Source organism: Streptomyces sp. NPDC048295 (genome assembly GCF_040652135.1).
Lineage (GTDB): Bacteria > Actinomycetota > Actinomycetes > Streptomycetales > Streptomycetaceae > Streptomyces.
The window spans coordinates 188,612-207,166 of sequence record NZ_JBEZLL010000006.1 but is presented as its reverse complement, the minus strand read 5'-3'; the positions used below and the strand labels follow the sequence as shown (position 1 = coordinate 207,166).

The following is an 18,555-nucleotide window of genomic DNA, read 5'->3' as shown; positions in this document are numbered from 1 at the left end:
TGGTCCGTGGCAGGATCGGGGGCGTGGCTGAGACGGCATCGAAGAAGACGGCAGACAACCGACCGCGCCTGCTCCTGATGGACGGGCACTCCCTGGCTTACCGGGCGTTCTTTGCGCTGCCTGCGGAGAATTTCACGACAGGGTCGGGGCAGCCGACGAACGCGGTGTACGGCTTCGCGTCGATGCTCGCGAACACGCTGCGTGATGAGGCGCCGACGCATTTCGCGGTGGCGTTCGACGTCTCGCGCAAGACCTGGCGCTCGCAGGAGTTCCCGGAGTACAAGGCGAACCGTTCGAAGACCCCGGACGAGTTCCGGGGCCAGGTCGAGCTGATCGGCGAGTTGCTGGACGCGATGCACGCGGACCGTTTCGCGGTCGACGGCTTCGAGGCGGACGATGTCATCGCCACGTTGGCCACGCAGGCCGAGGCGGCCGGTTTCGAGGTGCTGATCGTCACCGGTGACCGGGATTCGTTCCAGTTGATCACGGACAATGTCACCGTGCTGTACCCGACCAAGGGTGTTTCGGAGCTGACGCGCTTCACCCCGGCGAAGGTCGAGGAGAAGTACGGGCTCACGCCGCAGCAGTACCCCGACTTCGCGGCGCTGCGCGGTGACCCGTCGGACAACCTGCCGGGCATTCCCGGTGTGGGTGAGAAGACCGCCGCGAAGTGGATCAATCAGTTCGGTTCGTTCGACGAGCTGGTCGAGCGTGCCGAGGAGGTCAAGGGCAAGGCCGGGCAGAATTTCCGGGACCACCTGGACGCGGTGCGGCTGAACCGCCGGCTGACCGAGATGGTCCGTGATGTGGAGCTGCCGAAGGCCCCGCAGGACCTGGAGCGCGCACCGTACGACCGCACCGCGGTGACGGGTGTGCTGGATGTTCTGGAGATCCGTAACCCGAGCCTGCGTGAGCGGCTGCTCGCCGTCGATCCGGGGGCGGCCGAGGGGGAGGCCCCGGCGCCCGCCGCGGGTGTCGAGCTGGACGGTGTGGTGCTGGGCGCGGGCGGGCTCGCGCCCTGGCTCGCCGAGCACGGCGGGCAGCCGCTCGGTGTGGCCACGGTCGACACCTGGGCGGTGGGCAGCGGCGCGGTCACCGAGATCGCGCTGGCCGCGGCGGACGGCGCGGCGGCCTGGTTCGACCCGGCCCTGTTGGACGGGGGGGACGAGCAGGCGTTCGCCGCCTGGATCGCCGACGCGGACCGGCCCAAGGTGATGCACAACGCGAAGAGCGCCATGCGGGTCTTCCCCGAGCACGGCTGGCAGGTCGGCGGCGTCACGATGGACACCGCGCTGGCCGCGTATCTGGTCAAGCCCGGCCGCCGTTCCTTCGCGCTGGACGCGCTGGCGGTGGAGTACCTGGGCCGTGAGCTGGCGCCCGCCGCGGCGTCCGACGGGCAGCTGGCCTTCGGTGCGGACGACCAGGCCGAGGCCGAGTCGTTGATGGCGCAGGCCCGGGCGGTGCTGGACCTGGGCGACGCGTTCACCACCCGGCTCGCGGAGGTCGGTGCGGCGGAGCTGCTGCACGACATGGAGCTGCCGACGTCCGCGCTGCTGGCGCGTCTGGAGCGGCACGGCATCGCCGCCGACCGGGCTCACCTGGAGGGTATGGAGCAGCAGTTCGCCGGTGCGGTGCAGCAGGCGGTGAAGGAGGCGCACGCCGCGGTCGGCCGTGAGTTCAACCTCGGTTCGCCCAAGCAGCTCCAGGAGGTCCTCTTCGGCGAGCTGGGCCTGCCGAAGACGAAGAAGACGAAGACCGGGTACACCACGGACGCAGACGCGCTGGCCTGGCTCGCCGCGCAGACCGAGCACGAGCTGCCGGTGATCATGCTGCGCCACCGTGAGCAGGCCAAGCTGCGGGTCACGGTCGAGGGCCTGGTCAAGACGATCGCGGCGGACGGCCGTATCCACACCACGTTCAACCAGACCGTGGCGGCGACGGGCCGGCTGTCCTCCACCGACCCCAACCTGCAGAACATCCCGGTCCGTACGGACGAGGGCCGGGCCATCCGCCGCGGCTTCGTCGTCGGCGAGGGTTTCGAGACGCTGATGACGGCCGACTACAGCCAGATCGAGCTGCGGGTGATGGCGCATCTCTCGGAGGACGCGGGCCTGATCGAGGCCTTCACCTCCGGCGAGGACCTGCACACGACGGTCGCCTCGCAGGTCTTCGGCGTCGACAAGTCGGCCGTCGATCCGGAGATGCGCCGCAAGATCAAGGCCATGAGCTACGGACTGGCGTACGGGCTCTCCGCGTTCGGTCTGTCCCAGCAGCTGAACATCGAGGCGGGCGAGGCACGCGGCCTGATGGACACCTACTTCGAGCGGTTCGGCGGAGTGCGTGACTATCTGCACCGGGTGGTCGAGGAGGCCAGGGCCACGGGATACACGGAGACGGTCTTCGGTCGCCGCCGGTACCTGCCCGACCTCAACAGCGACAACCGCCAGCGCCGCGAGATGGCCGAGCGGATGGCGCTCAACGCCCCGATCCAGGGCACGGCCGCGGACATCGTCAAGGTCGCCATGCTGCAGGTCGACCGGGCGCTGACCGAGGCGAAGCTGAAGTCCCGGATGCTGCTCCAGGTCCATGACGAAATCGTGCTGGAGATCGCCGGGGGCGAGCGGGCCCAGGTGGAGGAGATCCTGCGCCACGAGATGTCCACGGCCGTGCAGTTGCGCGCCCCGCTGGATGTCTCGGTGGGTGTCGGTGCGGACTGGGAGTCCGCGGCGCACTGATCTGCCAAAGGTGTGGGACGGGCCCGGAGCGCAGTGTGCTCCGGGCCCGTCCGGGCCTGTGGCCTGCTCATGCGATCTTGGGGGCGGCTCTCGTCGGGCCGTTGCACAGTCGGTTGACCGGACGGCCGGGCGATGGGGCCGTCGAGCGATCGAGCGAGAGCGGGGGTGCGGTGTGAGCGGGGCCGGGGGCAGGGCGGCTCGTCGTTGTCCGACGAGGAGTGGGAGCGGTTCCTCCGTGAATCGGTGACGGGTGCGGCCGGGGCTCCTGTGGAGCCGTCGGCGCGCGCCCGTGAGGTGGAGCGGCGGTTGCGGGAGGGTTCGGGGCAGCCGGAAGGCCGGGTACGTACTCACCGGCCCGGCCCCGGCGCAGGACGGGCCGGTACGTGACCGGGCTGGTGGCGGTCCTGGCCCTCCTGGTCGTGGCGCTCTTCCCGCAGCAGGTCGTCGGATGGTTCGGCGGCGGCGACGACGACGGACAGGACAGGGCGCCGTTGGCCGCGGAGTCGCAACGTCCGCGGGAGGCTCCCGGCGCCGAGCGGGATCTGCGCCCCACCCTCGCCGAGCCCTTCCGGGGTTCGCCCGCCGCCCGCTGGGCCGACGGAGCGGCAGGGATCACGGTCCCGCCGGCCGAGGCGACCGGCTGGATGGACGGCGCCCAGGTCGAGCGGGCACTGCGACGGAGCCGGGACTTCCTGGTGGCCGCGGGGCTCGACTCCCGTGTGCTGCGCGGTGAGCGGCCCACGAAGGCGATCGCGCTGCTGAACCCGCATCAGCAGGACGTCCAGGAGTATCTCCGTACCGCCCTGTCGTCGGCGGAGCCCACCGACAGGACCGGCCCGCTGCTGTTGTTCAGCCGTTTCCGGCCGGAGCAGTCCCGGCTGGTCGGTGACGTGGTCAGGACACGTGGCCGGCTCACGTACCGGGAGGGGAAACGGGGGCGGTCGAGGTGGCGGCGGATGTCACCTTCGTGTACCCGGTCACCCCGGCGGGCGACGGCGGGGTGACGGCGGGCGGGGCGCCGAGGCCGTCCGTACGGTCGTGCGGCGCGAGGTGGTGATGAGCCGGGACGACCCGGCCGAGGTCATCACCGAACCGGGCACGATGTCCCTCGTCTCGTACGCGCTCGACATGGTCAACGGCGGCTGCTCCGCACCGACCGGCTATTTCGTGCCACCTTTCGGCACGGCCGACGAGCAGCCCGCCGACGGGGCCCACCGGGTCGATCCGTACGACCGCAGCAAGCCGGTCGACAAGAGCAACGGCACGAGGGCCGCGGGCGACAGCTGCGCGACCGCCACCCGCTCCTGGCCAGGGCCTCTCGTCCGGATGATGCCGGGCCGATCCGGACGAAAGACGCTACGCCCGTCCGGCGGTCGCCGGTGCGGCTGTGCGCGGTCGCCGCAGCCGCATCCACGCTCCGTACAGCACCAGGCCCACCACCAGCCCCGCCCCGGCGCCGAAGCAGGCGGTCGGGATGATGTCCAGCGGGGTGTCGATGTGCCCGAAGTACGCGTACCAGCGTGCGCACCGGTGGGCGACACCGAGCAGTACGCAGACGCTCAGCAGCACTCCGGCCGACCGACGCGCCCGGCGGTCCAGCACCGGCACGGACGGCGGGGCCGGGCGCGCCCCGGTCCGCCGCAGCCCCGACGCCGTGAACCAGACGAGCACCGCCAGGGCCACCGCCGAACTGCCGTACTGCACCAGCTGGAACACCGGAAGTCCGCCGAAGCTCCCGTCGAGCAGCGGCACCAGGCGCACACCCCACCGGTCGTGATGGGTGAAGGCGTCCCACACGACATGGGTGGCGGCCCCGGTCACCGCCGACAGCACGAACCCGGCGGCCTCCCGGACACCCCGGGCCCCGGGCCGCCCCCGCAGGAACGCGTGCACCCGCCCCTGCCAGGCTTCCGGCAGCAGCGCCACCAGCGGTTCGCGCAGCAGCAGCCACAGCGCCACCACGGCCGCGGTGATCAGCACGTCGACCGTGAACACGCCCCACACCGAGTGGGTGACCCGTCCGAACTCCATGGCGCCGGGAACCGCGGTGTCCGCGTAGTACGTCATGTCGGGGGCGAACGATCCCGCGACGAGGGCCGAGGCGAACAGCGGCCCGCGCGCCGTCCCGTTCCGCCGCATCCCGGGGAGAACGGCGGCGGCATGACTCAGTGTGAACGGCATGGCGGCAAGTATGGGTGAGCCGTCGTCGCCCGCCCGACCACCGCCGTACAACTTGCCGTCCGGAACGTGAAAAAGAGGTAAGAACCGGTCAGTGCACAGTGTCCCGGCGGCACAAGTTGCCGTAGGGTCGCCTGAGTCCTGCTGCTGGGGAGCGCGGACAGTCGACGAAGGGGAGGGGCCAGAGGTTATGGCAGCGCAATTCGGTCGCCGACTTCGCAAGGGGGCGACCACCACCGCTGTGGCCGCCGTCGCCGTGGCGGCGCTCTCCGCATCGGGGGCCCCCGGTGCCACGCTGGTCACCGACAGCGGAGACCAGCAGTCCACCGGGACGACCCCTCCGCCCGACGACAGCGCGGCCACCGGCAACTCGCCGTACTACACGGACCTGCCCCCGCTGCACACCCCCAACAAGCCCGGTACGTCCACGAATCTGCCCGTCACCGGCAGCGCGGAATCCGGCATCCCGGCCTCGATCCTGGCCGCGTACAGGAAGGCCGAGCGGACCGTCGCCGACACCGACGCCGCCTGCCGGCTGCCCTGGCAGCTGCTCGCCGCCATCGGCAAGGTCGAGTCGGGCCAGGCCCGCGGCGGCAGGGTCGACGCGAACGGCACCACGTTCTCGCCGATCCTCGGCCCGGTCCTCGACGGCCGGGGCTTCGCCATGATCAAGGACACCGACAACGGGGAGTACGACGGGGACTCCACCCACGACCGTGCCGTCGGCCCGATGCAGTTCATCCCGTCCACCTGGGCGACCTGGGGCCAGGACGGCAACGGCGACGGCCGCAAGGACCCCAACAACATCTACGACGCGGCGCTCGCCGCCGGACGCTATCTCTGCGCCGGTTCCCGCGATCTGTCCCTCGCCGCGGACCTCGACCGGGCGGTCCTGAGCTACAACCACTCGGACGCCTATCTGCGCACCGTCCGCTCGTGGTTCGACTACTACAACCGCGGCACCCACGAGATCCCCGACGGAACCGGCGCCGTGCCGCCCGTCCTCGGCGGAGGTACGGACCACGGCTCCGGCAGCCCGAGCCCGTCCCCCTCGCCGTCCGGGACGACCAAGCCGAAGCCCGAGCCGAGCCCGGACCCGACGAAGCCGGGTGGCGGCGGAACGACCGGCCCGACCACGCCGACGACCCCGCCGGCCCGGACCCTCGCGGGCGTGGAGAACGCCGGTACCGGCACGCTCACCGCCACCGCGGGCGACGCCTTCGCCGAGCGGATCAAGGTGCGGGCCAGGAACAGCCTCGGCGGCCCGCTCGCCAAGGTGTCCGTGACCTTCACCGTCGCCGGTGACACCGACGCCGCCTTCGACGGCGGGAAGACCGCCGTCACCCTTCCCACCGCGGCCGACGGCACCGTCACCGCCCCGGTGCTCAAGGCGGGCGAGAAGGCAGGGAAGTTCACGGTGCGGGCCACCGCCACCGGCCGTGCGCTGCCCCCCGTCATCTACACCGCGACCGTCACCGCCCGTCAGGCCGACGCGATCACCAGGACCGACGACAAGGCACTGACCGCGGCGCCCGGCACCGAGTTCGCCGACACCGTCGAGGTCGAGGCCACCTACAAGGGCGCGCTCGCGGCCGGTGTCGCCGTCACCGCCACCATGATCACCGACGCCGAGGAACCGGCCGAGAACGACAAGGGCCCCTACTTCAAGGACGCCGACGACAAGCCGGTCCGCACCCTCACCGAGCTGAGGACCGGCGCCGACGGCACCCTGAAGCTGCCCAGGATCTACGCCGACGACAACGCCGGCACCTACAAGCTGCGCCTCACCACCGAGGGCGGCGCCACGATCGTCATCGAGCTGAAGGTCGAGGCCCCCGAGACCCCCGAGGCCCCCGAGGCCCCCGCCGTCTGACCCCGCCCGACCGCACGGAACAGCAGCCCCTCCGCCACCACCCGGCAGAGGGGCTGTTCTACGTGTTCTCATCTCGCGCCCGCGTTGCTACGGTGCCCCAACCCTGACGACCCATCAGATCCATGCTCTCCGGGAGGACCGGCATGCGTGCTCTCGTCGCCGCCGCCATCGGGCTGGCCGCAGCCCTCGCGCTCGTCCTCACCATCAGCGCGGTCGGCGCCCCGCCGGGAGAGACCTCGCCCAAACCCCTGCTGACCACCATCCCGGGCCCCAAGAACTAGGGCCCCTGCGGCACTGACCACCGCAAGAAGCAACCGAAGCCGAGGGAGGGCACCACCATGCGCCGCCGAGCCAGCCTCGTACTCCTGGCGTTCGCCGTCTTCTTCGCCGCCATGTCGCCACTGCTGCGCTGGTACGCCTTCCCCAGGCTGGCGAAGATCCCGCCCAGTCAGTACCAGGAGACGGTGCTGGAGGCGAAGCCCGCCACCCTCCTCGACTACAACGACAACATGAAGGTGAAGAAGGTCCCCAAGGTCACCATCGTGCAGACCCTCAAGGGCAACGTCGAGGAGTCCGAGAAGATCGAACGCAGCGCCGGACGCGACGTCGTCGTCTGGGACGCCCTCAGCTTCGTGGCCGGCCCGGACGGCAAGATGGTCTCCGAGATCCCCGAGCGCTACATCTTCGACGCCCACAGCCAGGCCCCCGTCCACGCCACCGGCGAATCCGTCGACGGCGACCCGGTCCGGCGCGAGGGCATCGAGTTCAAGTGGCCCTTCCTCACCGAGAAGCGCGACTACGAGTACTTCGACGCCCAGGCCCGCACCAGCTCGCCCATCCACTACAAGGGCACCCGCACCTTCCACGGCATGGACGTCTACTACTTCGAGCAGACCATCCCGTGGACCAGGGTCCCGATGCCCAAGAAGATGCCGATCAAGGGCGTCACCCCGGAACAGATCGCGAAGACGGGCATGACCCGCTGGTACACCACCAAGCGGATGTTCTGGGTGGACCCGGTCACCGGAGCACCGGTCAACGGCGAGGAGATCCACAAGGAGGAGCTGCGCAACGCCAGGAAGATGGGAATGCCGCAGGACACCATGACCGTGTTCGCCGGGCATGTGAAGATGCGCCCGGACTACGTGGAATCGATCGTCGACCTGGTCAGGTCCCAGCGCCTGCTGGTCCTGCTGCTCACCTCGTACCTGCCATGGGGCTTCCTGGTACTCGGCGCAGGACTGCTCGCCCTCGCCCTGTGGCTGGAGGCCCGCTCCCGCCGCCCGGACGGAACACCGGACCCCGCCCCTACTCCTGCCCCCGCTCCCGCTTGAGCCGCGCTTTCGTGAACCGGGTCGCCTCCACGGTCGTCGGATCCTCCGGCCACGGATGCTTCGGGTAGCGGCCGCGCAGCTCCGCCCGCACGGCCCGGTAGCCGTCCCGCCAGAACGACGCCAGATCGGCGGTGACGGCCGCGGGACGGCCGGCCGGGGAGAGGAGATGGACCAGGACCGGCACCCCGGCCACCCTCGGGGTCTCCCGCAGGCCGAACAGCTCCTGGAGCTTCACCGCCAGTACGGGCTGCGCCCCGCCGTACTCCACCCTGATACGGGAACCGCTCGGCACCTCGATCCGCTCCGGCGCCAGCTCGTCCAGCCGCACCGCCTCGCCCGTCGCCCACGGCAGCAGCCGCCGCAGCGCCTGCCCCGCGTCGATCCGCGCCAGATCGGAGCGCCGCCGGGCCCGCGACAGCTCGGGCTCCAGCCACTGCCCGGTACGCTCCAGCAGCGCGTCCCCCGACACATCCGGCCAGGGCGCGCCCAGCTCACGGTGGAGAAAGGCGAGCCGCTCCCGCAACTGCTCGCTCTCCCGCGTCCAGCGCAGCAGCCCGAGCCCTTCCCGCCGCAGACCCTCGACCAGCGCCTCACGCACCAGCCCGGGCGCCGGCTGCTTCAGCGGACGCACCGACAGCTCGACGGCGCCCAGCCGCTCCACCCGGCGGGCCACCACGTCGCCGCCCGACCAGTGGACCTCCTCGCCCGCGAACCGCAGATGCCCGGCGGCCGCCCGCGCGGTGTCCTCGTCGATGACGGCCGCGAGCCGCACCCGCGCGGACGCCGAGTGCGCGGGCCGGTCGGCGACCGCGACCGCGAGCCAGGGCGCGCTGCGCAGCCCCGAACCGTCCCGCAGCTCCGCACCCGTCCCCGACGCCATCAGGAACACCCCCTCGCCCCGGGCCCGCGCCACCCGCTCCGGGAACGCCAGCGCCGCCACCAGGCCGACGGCCGCGTCGTCCGGCCCGGAACCCCCGGCCACGTCCCGCACCGACGAGGACAGCCGCCGCACCTCCTGCCGCCAGCGCGCCGCGTACCCGTCCCCGCCCCGCCGGGCGCTGCGCAGCGCGGCCGCCAGATCGTCCCCGTACTCCCGCGGCGGCTCCTCGCTCAGCAGCGCCACCACCTCGGCCGCCCGCCGCCCGCCCACCTCGGCGGCGCCGTCCAGGAGTGCCCGCGCCAGCCGGGGATGCAGGCCGAGACGGGACATCCGGACGCCCCGGTCGGTCACCCGCCCGTCCGCGTCCACCGCGCCGACCGCCGTCAGCACCTCGCGCGCCGCACTCATCGCACCCGCCGGCGGCGGGTCGAGCAGCGCCAGCCCGGAGGCGTCCGGGTCGCCCCAGCACGCCGCCTGCAACGCGAACGCCGCCAGGTCGGCGACCTTGATCTCCGGGGACGGGAACCGGGCGAGCCGCCCGTCCTCCGCCCGGGCCCAGCACCGGTACACCGCCCCGGGCGCCTCCCGCCCGGCCCGGCCCGCACGCTGCCTCCCCGCCGCCTGCGAGGCCCGCACCGTCGTCAGCGCGCTCAGCCCCCGGGCGTGATCGGTGCGCGGCTCCCTGGCCAGCCCCGAGTCGACCACGACCCGCACCCCGGGCACCGTCAGGGACGACTCCGCCACCGAGGTCGCCAGCACCACCCGCCGTCCCTCGCCGGACGACCCGGCCAGCACCGCGTCCTGCACCGCCGCCGGAGCCCGCCCGTGCACCTGGAGCACCTCGGCACCCACCCCGGCCAGCTGCCCCGCCACCCGGCCGATCTCGCCGACACCCGGCAGGAAGCACAGCACGTCGCCGTCCCGCTCCGCGAGCGCCCGGCGCACCGTCGCGGCGACATGCGCCAGCAGCGCCGGATCGACCCTCATCCCGTGCGGCGGCCGCACCGCGGCGGCCGGCGGCGCCCAGACCACCTCCACCGGATGGGAGACACCCTGCGCCTCGACCACCGGGGCATCGCCCAGCAGCCGTGCCCAGCCCTGCGCGTCGGTCGTCGCGGACGCGGCGACCAGCCGCAGATCGGGCCGGATCGCCTCCCGCACATCGAGCAGGAACGCGGCGACCGTGTCCGCGTCCAGATGCCGCTCGTGGCACTCGTCGATGATCACCACGTCGACCCCGGCCAGCTCCTGGTCGCGCTGGAGCCGCTGCAGCAGCACACCGGTTGTCACCACCTCCACCACCGTGTCGCGCCCCACCACCCGCTCCCCGCGGACCGTGAACCCCACCCGGCCGCCGGCCTGCTCCCCGACGAGCCACGCCATCCGCCGCGCCGCCGCCCGCGCGGCGATCCGCCGCGGCTCGGCCACCACCACCCTGCGCACCGGGCCGCCCCCGGCCAGACCGGCCAGGACCAGCGGTACGAGTGTCGTCTTGCCGGTGCCGGGCGGCGCGCACAGCACCGCCACGCCGCGGTCGTCGAGCGCCCGCTCCAGGGCGGGCACAGCGGTGCGTACGGGCAACTGGTCCAGGGCGTCGGTACGGATCACGCCCCCAGTCTCGTACGGCGCGCGCCCGCCGACTCACCCCGGTGGCGGTACGGGATCAGTCCCGTTCGCAGACGAAGATCGCCGTGCCGGGGATGAGGTTGCCGCGCAGCGGGGACCAGCCGCCCCACTCCTGGTGGTTCCAGGCGGGCCACTCCGGTTCGACGAGATCGACCAGCCGGAAGCCGCCGGCCACCACGTCCCGCACCCGGTCGCCCAGCGTGCGGTGGTGCTCGACGTACACGGCGTCGCCCCGCTCGTCCTGCTCGACATAGGGGGTGCGGTCGAAGTAGGAGGCCGCGACCGAGAGGCCCTCCGGCCCCGGCTCGTCCGGGAACGCCCAGCGGACCGGGTGCGTCACCGAGAAGACCCAGCGGCCCCCGGGACGCAGCACCCGGTGCACCTCGCGGAAGACCTGCACGGGGTCGGCGACGAAGGGCACCGCGCCGTAGGCGGAGCACGCCAGGTCGAAGGAGCCGTCCCGGAACGGCAGCACCCCGGCGTCCGCCTCCACCAGTCGGACCGCCGGCACATCGCTGCCGCCGATCCGCAGCGCGTGCTGCAACTGCCGGTGCGAGAGGTCCAGGGCCACCGGACGGGCGCCCTGCGCGGCGAGCCAGCGGGAGCACTGCGCGGCACCCGCACCGATCTCCAGGACGTCCAGGCCGCGCAGCGACGCGGCGGTACCCAGCAGGCCGGCCTCCGCCTCGTCGAGCCCCTCGGGGCCCCAGACGAAACGGTCGTCGCCGAGGAAGGTGCCGTGGTCGCTCTGGTACTCGTCGGCGTTCCGGTCCCACCAGCCGCGACTGGCGCGGCTGCTCTCGGCCTCCGACGCCTCGCGACGGGTCGCTTCCGGTTCGGCCGCGTAGATCTCTTGGCTCATCGTGTCCGTCGTTGTAGTTTGCCCGTACCCCGCCGCGCGCGGTATGCGGCTCGGGGCACCTGTGAGTACGGCTCCCGTGCCCATGGAATGTCTCCTGGGCCGATCTGGCCTCGGGGAACACGAGTTGCGCCGGATATGAGCCGTTGCGCCCCCGGTGTGCGCCTTCGCGCATTGACCGTGCCCGGCTGCCCCCGTATGCTACAAGTTGCGCTGCGAGCCTGCGCGCCTCAGACCTAGCAGGCCGCGCTCGCATCTGTTGTATGTCCCCTCGGTTCACGAGGCGCCTCCCGTCCGACGGGGTCGGCGCTTCCCGAGCTGTCCGGCTTCTGCAGAGGTGATACGGGCTCCCGGCGTAGCAGTACCTACGACTCACTGTCCGTACCGGAGCCCTTTCCCACATGACGAGCAGCACCGAGACCACCGCCACCACCCCGCAGGTAGCGGTCAACGACATCGGTAACGAGGAAGCCTTCCTCGCCGCGATCGACGAGACGATCAAGTACTTCAACGACGGCGACATCGTCGACGGCGTCATCGTGAAGGTCGACCGGGACGAGGTCCTGCTCGACATCGGTTACAAGACCGAAGGCGTCATCCCCTCCCGCGAGCTTTCGATCAAGCACGACGTCGACCCGAACGAGGTCGTCAAGGTCGGCGACGAGATCGAGGCCCTGGTTCTCCAGAAGGAGGACAAGGAAGGCCGTCTCATCCTGTCCAAGAAGCGCGCTCAGTACGAGCGTGCCTGGGGCACGATCGAGAAGATCAAGGAAGAGGACGGGATCGTCACCGGTACCGTCATCGAGGTCGTCAAGGGTGGTCTCATCCTCGACATCGGCCTCCGTGGCTTCCTGCCGGCCTCCCTCGTCGAGATGCGCCGCGTCCGCGACCTCCAGCCCTACGTGGGCAAGGAGCTCGAGGCCAAGATCATCGAGCTGGACAAGAACCGCAACAACGTGGTCCTGTCCCGCCGTGCCTGGCTGGAGCAGACCCAGAGCGAGGTCCGCCAGACGTTCCTCACGACCCTGCAGAAGGGCCAGGTCCGCTCCGGCGTCGTCTCCTCGATCGTCAACTTCGGTGCGTTCGTGGACCTCGGCGGCGTCGACGGTCTCGTGCACGTCTCCGAGCTCTCCTGGAAGCACATCGACCACCCCTCCGAGGTTGTCGAGGTCGGCCAGGAAGTCACCGTCGAGGTTCTCGACGTGGACATGGACCGCGAGCGCGTCTCCCTGTCGCTCAAGGCGACGCAGGAAGACCCGTGGCAGCAGTTCGCCCGCACGCACCAGATCGGGCAGGTCGTTCCCGGTAAGGTCACCAAGCTCGTTCCGTTCGGTGCGTTCGTGCGCGTCGACGAGGGCATCGAGGGTCTGGTCCACATCTCCGAGCTGGCCGAGCGCCACGTGGAGATCCCGGAGCAGGTCGTCCAGGTCAACGACGAGATCTTCGTCAAGGTCATCGACATCGACCTCGAGCGCCGTCGCATCAGCCTCTCGCTGAAGCAGGCCAACGAGTCCTTCGGTGCCGACCCGGCCTCGGTCGAGTTCGACCCGACCCTGTACGGCATGGCCGCGTCCTACGACGACCAGGGCAACTACATCTACCCCGAGGGCTTCGACCCCGAGACCAACGACTGGCTCGAGGGCTACGAGACCCAGCGCGAGGCGTGGGAGACGCAGTACGCCGAGGCGCAGCAGCGCTTCGAGCAGCACCAGGCCCAGGTCATCAAGTCCCGCGAGGCCGACGAGGCCGCTGCTGCCGAGGGCGCTGCCGCCCCGGCCGGTGGCGCCCCGGCTGCCTCCGGCGGCAGCGGTGGCGGCTCGTACTCCTCGGAGTCCGCGGACAACTCCGGCGCCCTGGCGTCGGACGAGGCCCTGGCTGCCCTGCGCGAGAAGCTGGCGGGCGGCCAGAGCTGACGCTCTGCACCCCCTCCGGTCGATGATCGACCGCAGTAGCTGAAAAGTGAGGCCCGCTCCCTTCGGGGGGCGGGCCTCACTCGTTTCCGCCGGGCGGCTACGGCGTGACGGCGATATTGGTGAGGCCCTTGCCGCCGGTCACCGTGTTGCTGCTGTGGACGGTGGTCGGGCAGCCCGCGCCGTAGTTGGTGACGTTGATCGCGATCTGCTTGTCGCCCTTGGCGCCGGTCAGGTCCGAGGTGTTGTCGCGGAAGACGGTGCCGCAGCCCCAGCCGCTCTGCTGGGTGTGGGTCTCGTAGCCGTTGTTGGTCGTACGGGAACCCTTGTTGCCCTCGACCAGGACGGCGTTGCCCTTCACATCGACCCAGGAGTCGTCGTAGTTGGCGCCGGTCAGCCCGCTGCCGTCGAAGGTGTTGCCGATGATCCTCGCCCCGGTGGTGCCTTCCTTGATGTCGACGTTCTCGCCGCCGACGCCCGGACCGATCGTGTTGTCGAGGATCTGGACCCGGTCGCTCCGGTCGGAGAGATCGCCGGCCGTGCCGACGTAGACGCCCTCGCCCATGCCGCGGCCGTCGTGCCCGGTGTCGTAGATCCGTGAGTTCCTGATGACGCCGTCCTTGCTGGACTTGCGGAAGTGGACGCCCTCCATGTCCAGATCGTGCACGGTCACGGAATCGATGACGACGCCGGTGGCGGTGTCGGCCATGATGCCCTTCTGGCCGCCGGTGACGGTGATGCCCTCGACGGTCCAGTAGGAGGCGCCGTTGAGGTGCAGTCCGTAACCCCCGCCGGCCGTGAGGACCGCCTTGGCGGAGCCGGCGAGGGTGATCCGGGCGGAGGCCGTGCCGGGGACGGTCGCCTTGAAGTTGCCGGTGTAGGTGCCGTCGGCGAGCCGGATCGTGTCGCCGGGGGCCGCGGCGGTGAGGGCGGACTTGAGCTGGGCGGCGGTGCTCACGTCGATGACCGTGGCCGCACCCGCCGTGGTGGCGGAGGCGAGGGCGAGCCCGCCGGTGGTGAGCGCGATGGCCAGCAGGGCGGGGAACAGCGTGCGGGTGCGCATGGGGGTGCCTTCCCGTCGAGATGTTCGAGATTCTCGTACATGAATGTGGGGCGAGTCTCTGAACGTGCTGCCCAGTGACGGTAGGGACGCGGTGCGGCCGTGTCAATGTCTGGACCAATGCCCGCCGGGCGGGGGAGAGGCGTGGGAGAGAGGGGCGGGTGAACGGGGGAACGCTTGTAGGATGCATGGGAATCCGACACCCTGTGATGTCCCCCGGCGAGGATCCCGGCGGTCCCCGACCTGCCGTGAACTCGGCTTTTCCGCACGGGTGTTCACCGACGTGAACACCAACGCCCGTGTCCCTGGGGCCGATGCCGGTGTTCCCGGCGGACGGGCGGGTGTCCGCCGCCGCCGACGGGACCCGGGTTCCCGCACTCGTTCCGGCATGAACCGGTGGCTGAAAGGGCACAGTCCGGGAATGCATGTGCCCTGCCGGACGTTCTTCTCCAGGAACACGAGGAGGAGCGGTAACCGTGGCTGATCCGCAGAGTTTGTACGAATGGGAGCCGAAGGGCCTGGCCGTCGTCGACATGGCGCTCGCCCAGGAGTCGGCCGGCCTGGTCATGCTCTACCACTTCGACGGATACATCGACGCGGGCGAGGCCGGCGAGCAGATCGTGGACGGCCTGCTCGAAACGCTGCCGCACCAGGTCGTGGCCAGCTTCGACCACGACCGTCTCGTCGACTACCGCGCACGCCGCCCGCTGCTGACCTTCCGGCGCGACCGCTGGGCCGCCTACGAGACCCCGACGCTCGACGTCAGGGTCGTGCAGGACGCCACCGGAGCGCCCTTCCTGCTGCTGTCCGGGCCCGAGCCCGATGTGGAGTGGGAGCGCTTCGCCGCCGCGGTCGAGCAGATCGTCGAGCGCCTCGGCGTCCGCCTCGCGGTGAATTTCCACGGCATCCCGATGGGCGTCCCGCACACCCGCCCCGTGGGCATCACCCCGCACGGCAACCGCACGGACCTCATGCCCGGCCACCGCAGCCCCTTCGACGAGGCACAGGTGCCCGGTTCCGCGGAAGCCCTGGTGGAGTACCGGCTGATGGAGGCCGGACACGACGTCCTCGGTGTCGCCGCCCATGTGCCGCACTACGTCGCCCGCTCCGCGTACCCGGACGCGGCGCTCACCGCGCTGGAGTCGATCACGGCCGCGACCGGCCTGGTGCTGCCGGCCGTCGCCCATGCGCTGCGCACGGAGGCGCACCGCACCCAGACCGAGATCGACCGGCAGATCGACGAGGGGGACGAGGAGCTCGTCTCGCTCGTCGAGGGCCTTGAGCACCAGTACGACGCGGTCGCCGGATCCGAGACCCGCGGCAATCTGGTGGCCGAGCCGGTGGACCTGCCGTCCGCCGACGAGATCGGCCTCGAATTCGAGCGGTTCCTCGCGGAGCGCGAGGGAGACATCTGACTCCTTCCGCCGCTCCGCGCGCGTACTAGGCTGCCGGTCATGCTGAAAGTGGGCCTGACCGGTGGGATCGGCGCCGGCAAGAGTGAAGTGTCACGGCTGTTCACCGGATACGGAGCCGTGCTGATCGACGCGGACCGGATCGCCCGCGAGGTCGTCGAGCCGGGGACACCCGGGCTCGCGGCCGTCGTCGAGGAGTTCGGCGCCGACGTCCTCACCGCCGACGGCACCCTGGACCGGCCGAAGCTCGGCTCGATCGTCTTCTCCGACGCCGACCGGCTCGCCGCGCTCAACGCGATCGTCCACCCGCTGGTCGGCGCCCGCTCCGCCGAACTGGAGCGGGCCGCGGGGCCCGACGCGGTCGTCGTCCACGACGTACCCCTCCTCACCGAGAACGGCCTGGCACCGCTCTACGACCTGGTCGTCGTCGTGGACGCGAGCCCCGCGACCCAGCTCGACCGGCTGGTACGGTTGCGCGGCATGACCGAGCCCGAGGCCCGCTCCCGGATGGCCGCCCAGGCCAGCCGGGAGCAGCGCCGGGCCGTGGCCGACCTGATCATCGACAACGACGGACCGCTGGAGGGCCTGGAGCCCCAGGTCCGCAAGGTCTGGGCGGAGCTGGCCGAGCGGGCCGCGGCCGGCTGACCCGGGCGGCCGGTCCGCCGGCCCCGGCGCGGAATACCGGCCCCCGGCCGGACGTTGTGGACCCGGTGACGAAAGGAAGGACGAGACCGTGCCCGAGAGGACCCCGGAGACCGACGTCATCGATTTCCGCGCCGCCGAACACCTGCTGGCCGCGCGCGACCCCCGTGGCGCGGTGAAGCTGCTCGATTCGGTGATCGCGGCGCATCCGGAGAACACCGCCGCCCGGCTGCTGCGCGCCCGTGCGTTCTTCGCCGCCGCCCAGCTGCGCCCCGCGGAACTCGAATTCGAACTCGTCCTGGAACGCGAACCGGACAACGCCTTCGCGCACTTCGCGCTGGCCCGCACCTTCGAGCGCGCCGGCCGCACCGACCGGGCCGCCCGCCACTTCCGGCTGGCCGCCGCGCTCGACCCGAACCCGGAGTATCTGAAGGCGGCCCGCTTCCCCGCCCAGGACTGAGAGGACGGCGCCGGGCGGGTAGAGCGCGCGCCCGGCCCGGTTCAGTGCCCGTATCTGCCGCGCCCGCCGTGGTCGGGTTCGTACGGCGGTACATCGCGGCCGGGCTGGTAGTGCGGGCCCTGGTGGATGTGGTGGACGATCACCGTCAGGTCCACGAGGACCAGCACGAGCAGCAGGCCGCAGGCGGCGGCCCAGCCCGGCCGGTCGGTCATCGTGAAGGCGGCCAGGCCGAAGACGGCCCAGGCCAGCCCCCATAGACTCAGCCAGAGCCGCAGCCTCAGCGGACTGCGGGCAGTCGTCGGTTCATTGCCGGTACGCATGGCGATCGCCTCTCCTACCAGGATGGACCCGCGGCGGTTTTTTGGACGACCTGTCGACACCGGATTTGGGAGAGCGTGCGTGAACGGGACATCGTGGGAGGACCGCACCGGCCGCAGGTCGAGGGTCCGGGGCTGTCTGCTGGGCGGGGCGATCGGGGACGCGCTGGGCAACCCGGTGGAGTTCCTGTCCCTGGCCGGTATCCGCCGCGCGCACGGTGAGTACGGCGTACAGGGGCTGGTCCCGGACGACGAGGGCGTCGTCGGGCGGGTCACGGACGACACGCAGATGACCCTGTTCACCGCCGAAGGGCTGATCAGGGCCCATGCCCGGGCGATGTCGAAGGGCGGCACCGAGAACGGCGGCTCCGAGGACGGCGGCTCCGAGACCCGGATCGTGCGGAACGCCTATCTGCGCTGGCTGGACACCCAGAACCACCCCGCACCGCCGGCCCGCGGCGGCGACAACCCGGTGCGTACCGGCCGGCTCAGGCGTCAGCCCTGGCTCTACGCGCGCCGCGCCCCCGGCAACGCCTGCCTGACCGGGCTCGCGACCGGTCACGTCCCCGAACCGAAGGGCCGGCTCGGTGAGCCCGGACCCGTCAACACCGGGTCCAAGGGATGCGGCACGGTGATGCGGTCCGCCCCCTTCGGCCTGGTGGGGGAGGATGCCGAGGCGTCCTTCCGGCTCGCCTACTGGTGCGCGCAGATCACCCACGGCCACCCCACCGGTGCGTACGCCGCCGGGGCCTTCGCCGCGATCGTCGCGTACCTCCTGGAGGGAGACTCGACGGAGGGCGCCGTACTGCGGGCCATGGAGCTGCTGCGCCGCCACCCGGGGCACGAGGAGACCTCCTCGGCGCTGCGTGCCGCCGTCGACCTGGCCGCGCAGGGCGCGCCGGCCGGCGAGAAGGTGGAGACGCTGGGTGCGGGCTGGGTCGCCGAGGAGGCCCTCGCCATCGCCGTGTACAGCGCCCTCGTGCTGCCCCGCGCCGATCAGGTGGCCGGGGCGCTGCTGCTCTCGGTCAACCACTCGGGCGACAGCGATTCCACGGGTGCGATCTGCGGCAACCTGCTCGGCGCGCGCCACGGGGACGTGCACCTTCCGGCGGCCTGGCTGGTGGCGACCGAGGGCCGGGGCGTGATCACCGAGCTGGCCGACGATCTGTGCGTGGAGTTCGAGCACACCGTCGCCTGGCCGGCCGACCGCTACCCGGCGTACTGACGGCGGGCCCCGCCGGTGAGCGGCGGGAGCACCGCTCGTCAGTA

At 71.8% G+C, this 18,555-nt stretch carries 14 protein-coding genes and 1 pseudogene; 10 read left to right on the top strand and 5 right to left on the bottom strand.

Annotation, left to right across the window (positions count from 1 at the left end; genetic code table 11):
* Positions 1–23: 23 nt before the first annotated feature.
* Positions 24–2,735: a DNA polymerase I gene (gene polA / locus AB0D53_RS11425; protein WP_362443525.1), complete on the top strand. Its 2,712-nt coding sequence runs from the start codon at positions 24–26 to the stop codon at positions 2,733–2,735.
* 204 nt (positions 2,736–2,939) lie between these two features.
* Positions 2,940–4,040: pseudogene (locus AB0D53_RS11420) on the top strand (hypothetical protein); the annotation flags it as partial.
* Positions 4,041–4,091: 51 nt separating this feature from the next.
* Here the strand turns inward: AB0D53_RS11420 and AB0D53_RS11415 are convergent.
* Entirely contained in the window at positions 4,092–4,916 is an 825-nt protein-coding gene (locus tag AB0D53_RS11415) for a DUF4184 family protein (RefSeq protein WP_362443522.1), read from the bottom strand.
* 187 nt (positions 4,917–5,103) lie between these two features.
* Between AB0D53_RS11415 and AB0D53_RS11410 the strand changes: the two genes are divergently transcribed.
* The 3 genes from AB0D53_RS11410 to AB0D53_RS11400 all read left to right on the top strand — a co-directional run bounded on the left by AB0D53_RS11410 (position 5,104) and on the right by AB0D53_RS11400 (position 8,120).
* A complete protein-coding gene (locus tag AB0D53_RS11410) occupies positions 5,104–6,786 on the top strand; it encodes a lytic murein transglycosylase (protein ID WP_362443519.1) in 1,683 nt (560 codons plus the stop codon).
* A gap of 143 nt (positions 6,787–6,929) precedes the next feature.
* Complete coding sequence (locus AB0D53_RS11405) at positions 6,930–7,067, top strand: SPW_0924 family protein (protein ID WP_362443516.1); 138 nt, start codon at positions 6,930–6,932, stop codon at positions 7,065–7,067.
* A 57-nt stretch (positions 7,068–7,124) separates the two neighbouring features.
* Complete coding sequence (locus AB0D53_RS11400) at positions 7,125–8,120, top strand: DUF3068 domain-containing protein (RefSeq protein ID WP_362443513.1); 996 nt, start codon at positions 7,125–7,127, stop codon at positions 8,118–8,120.
* On the opposite strand, the gene hrpB is transcribed toward AB0D53_RS11400, so the two are convergent.
* Complete coding sequence (gene hrpB / locus AB0D53_RS11395; protein WP_362443510.1) at positions 8,095–10,608, bottom strand: ATP-dependent helicase HrpB; 2,514 nt, start codon at positions 10,606–10,608, stop codon at positions 8,095–8,097. The two genes, AB0D53_RS11400 and hrpB, sit on opposite strands and share 26 nt — an antisense overlap.
* Positions 10,609–10,663: 55 nt before the next feature.
* Complete coding sequence (locus AB0D53_RS11390; protein WP_362443507.1) at positions 10,664–11,488, bottom strand: class I SAM-dependent methyltransferase; 825 nt, start codon at positions 11,486–11,488, stop codon at positions 10,664–10,666.
* Between the two features lie 398 nt (positions 11,489–11,886).
* On the opposite strand from AB0D53_RS11390, the gene rpsA reads away from it, so the two are divergent.
* Positions 11,887–13,398 (top strand): 30S ribosomal protein S1, encoded by a 1,512-nt coding sequence (gene rpsA / locus AB0D53_RS11385; protein WP_072483117.1) that lies wholly within the window; start codon positions 11,887–11,889, stop codon positions 13,396–13,398.
* Between the two features lie 97 nt (positions 13,399–13,495).
* Here the strand turns inward: rpsA and AB0D53_RS11380 are convergent, their stop codons facing one another.
* Positions 13,496–14,458, bottom strand: a complete 963-nt coding sequence (locus tag AB0D53_RS11380; protein WP_362443504.1) for a right-handed parallel beta-helix repeat-containing protein — start codon at positions 14,456–14,458, stop codon at positions 13,496–13,498.
* Between the two features lie 473 nt (positions 14,459–14,931).
* Here AB0D53_RS11380 and AB0D53_RS11375 point away from each other — a divergent pair, with 473 nt between their 5' ends.
* The 3 genes from AB0D53_RS11375 to AB0D53_RS11365 all read left to right on the top strand — a co-directional run bounded on the left by AB0D53_RS11375 (position 14,932) and on the right by AB0D53_RS11365 (position 16,969).
* Positions 14,932–15,870: a PAC2 family protein gene (locus AB0D53_RS11375; RefSeq protein ID WP_362443501.1), complete on the top strand. Its 939-nt coding sequence runs from the start codon at positions 14,932–14,934 to the stop codon at positions 15,868–15,870.
* Positions 15,871–15,909: 39 nt separating this feature from the next.
* On the top strand, positions 15,910–16,512 hold the full coding sequence (gene coaE, locus AB0D53_RS11370; RefSeq protein ID WP_362443498.1) for a dephospho-CoA kinase: 603 nt from the start codon (positions 15,910–15,912) through the stop codon (positions 16,510–16,512).
* 88 nt (positions 16,513–16,600) lie between these two features.
* Positions 16,601–16,969: a tetratricopeptide repeat protein gene (locus AB0D53_RS11365; protein WP_329816973.1), complete on the top strand. Its 369-nt coding sequence runs from the start codon at positions 16,601–16,603 to the stop codon at positions 16,967–16,969.
* A 41-nt stretch (positions 16,970–17,010) separates the two neighbouring features.
* On the opposite strand, the gene AB0D53_RS11360 is transcribed toward AB0D53_RS11365, so the two are convergent.
* Positions 17,011–17,289 (bottom strand): DUF6343 family protein, encoded by a 279-nt coding sequence (locus AB0D53_RS11360; protein ID WP_266420800.1) that lies wholly within the window; start codon positions 17,287–17,289, stop codon positions 17,011–17,013.
* 79 nt (positions 17,290–17,368) lie between these two features.
* On the opposite strand from AB0D53_RS11360, the gene AB0D53_RS11355 reads away from it, so the two are divergent.
* A complete protein-coding gene (locus AB0D53_RS11355; RefSeq protein ID WP_362443493.1) occupies positions 17,369–18,511 on the top strand; it encodes an ADP-ribosylglycohydrolase family protein in 1,143 nt (380 codons plus the stop codon).
* Positions 18,512–18,555 lie beyond the last annotated feature (44 nt).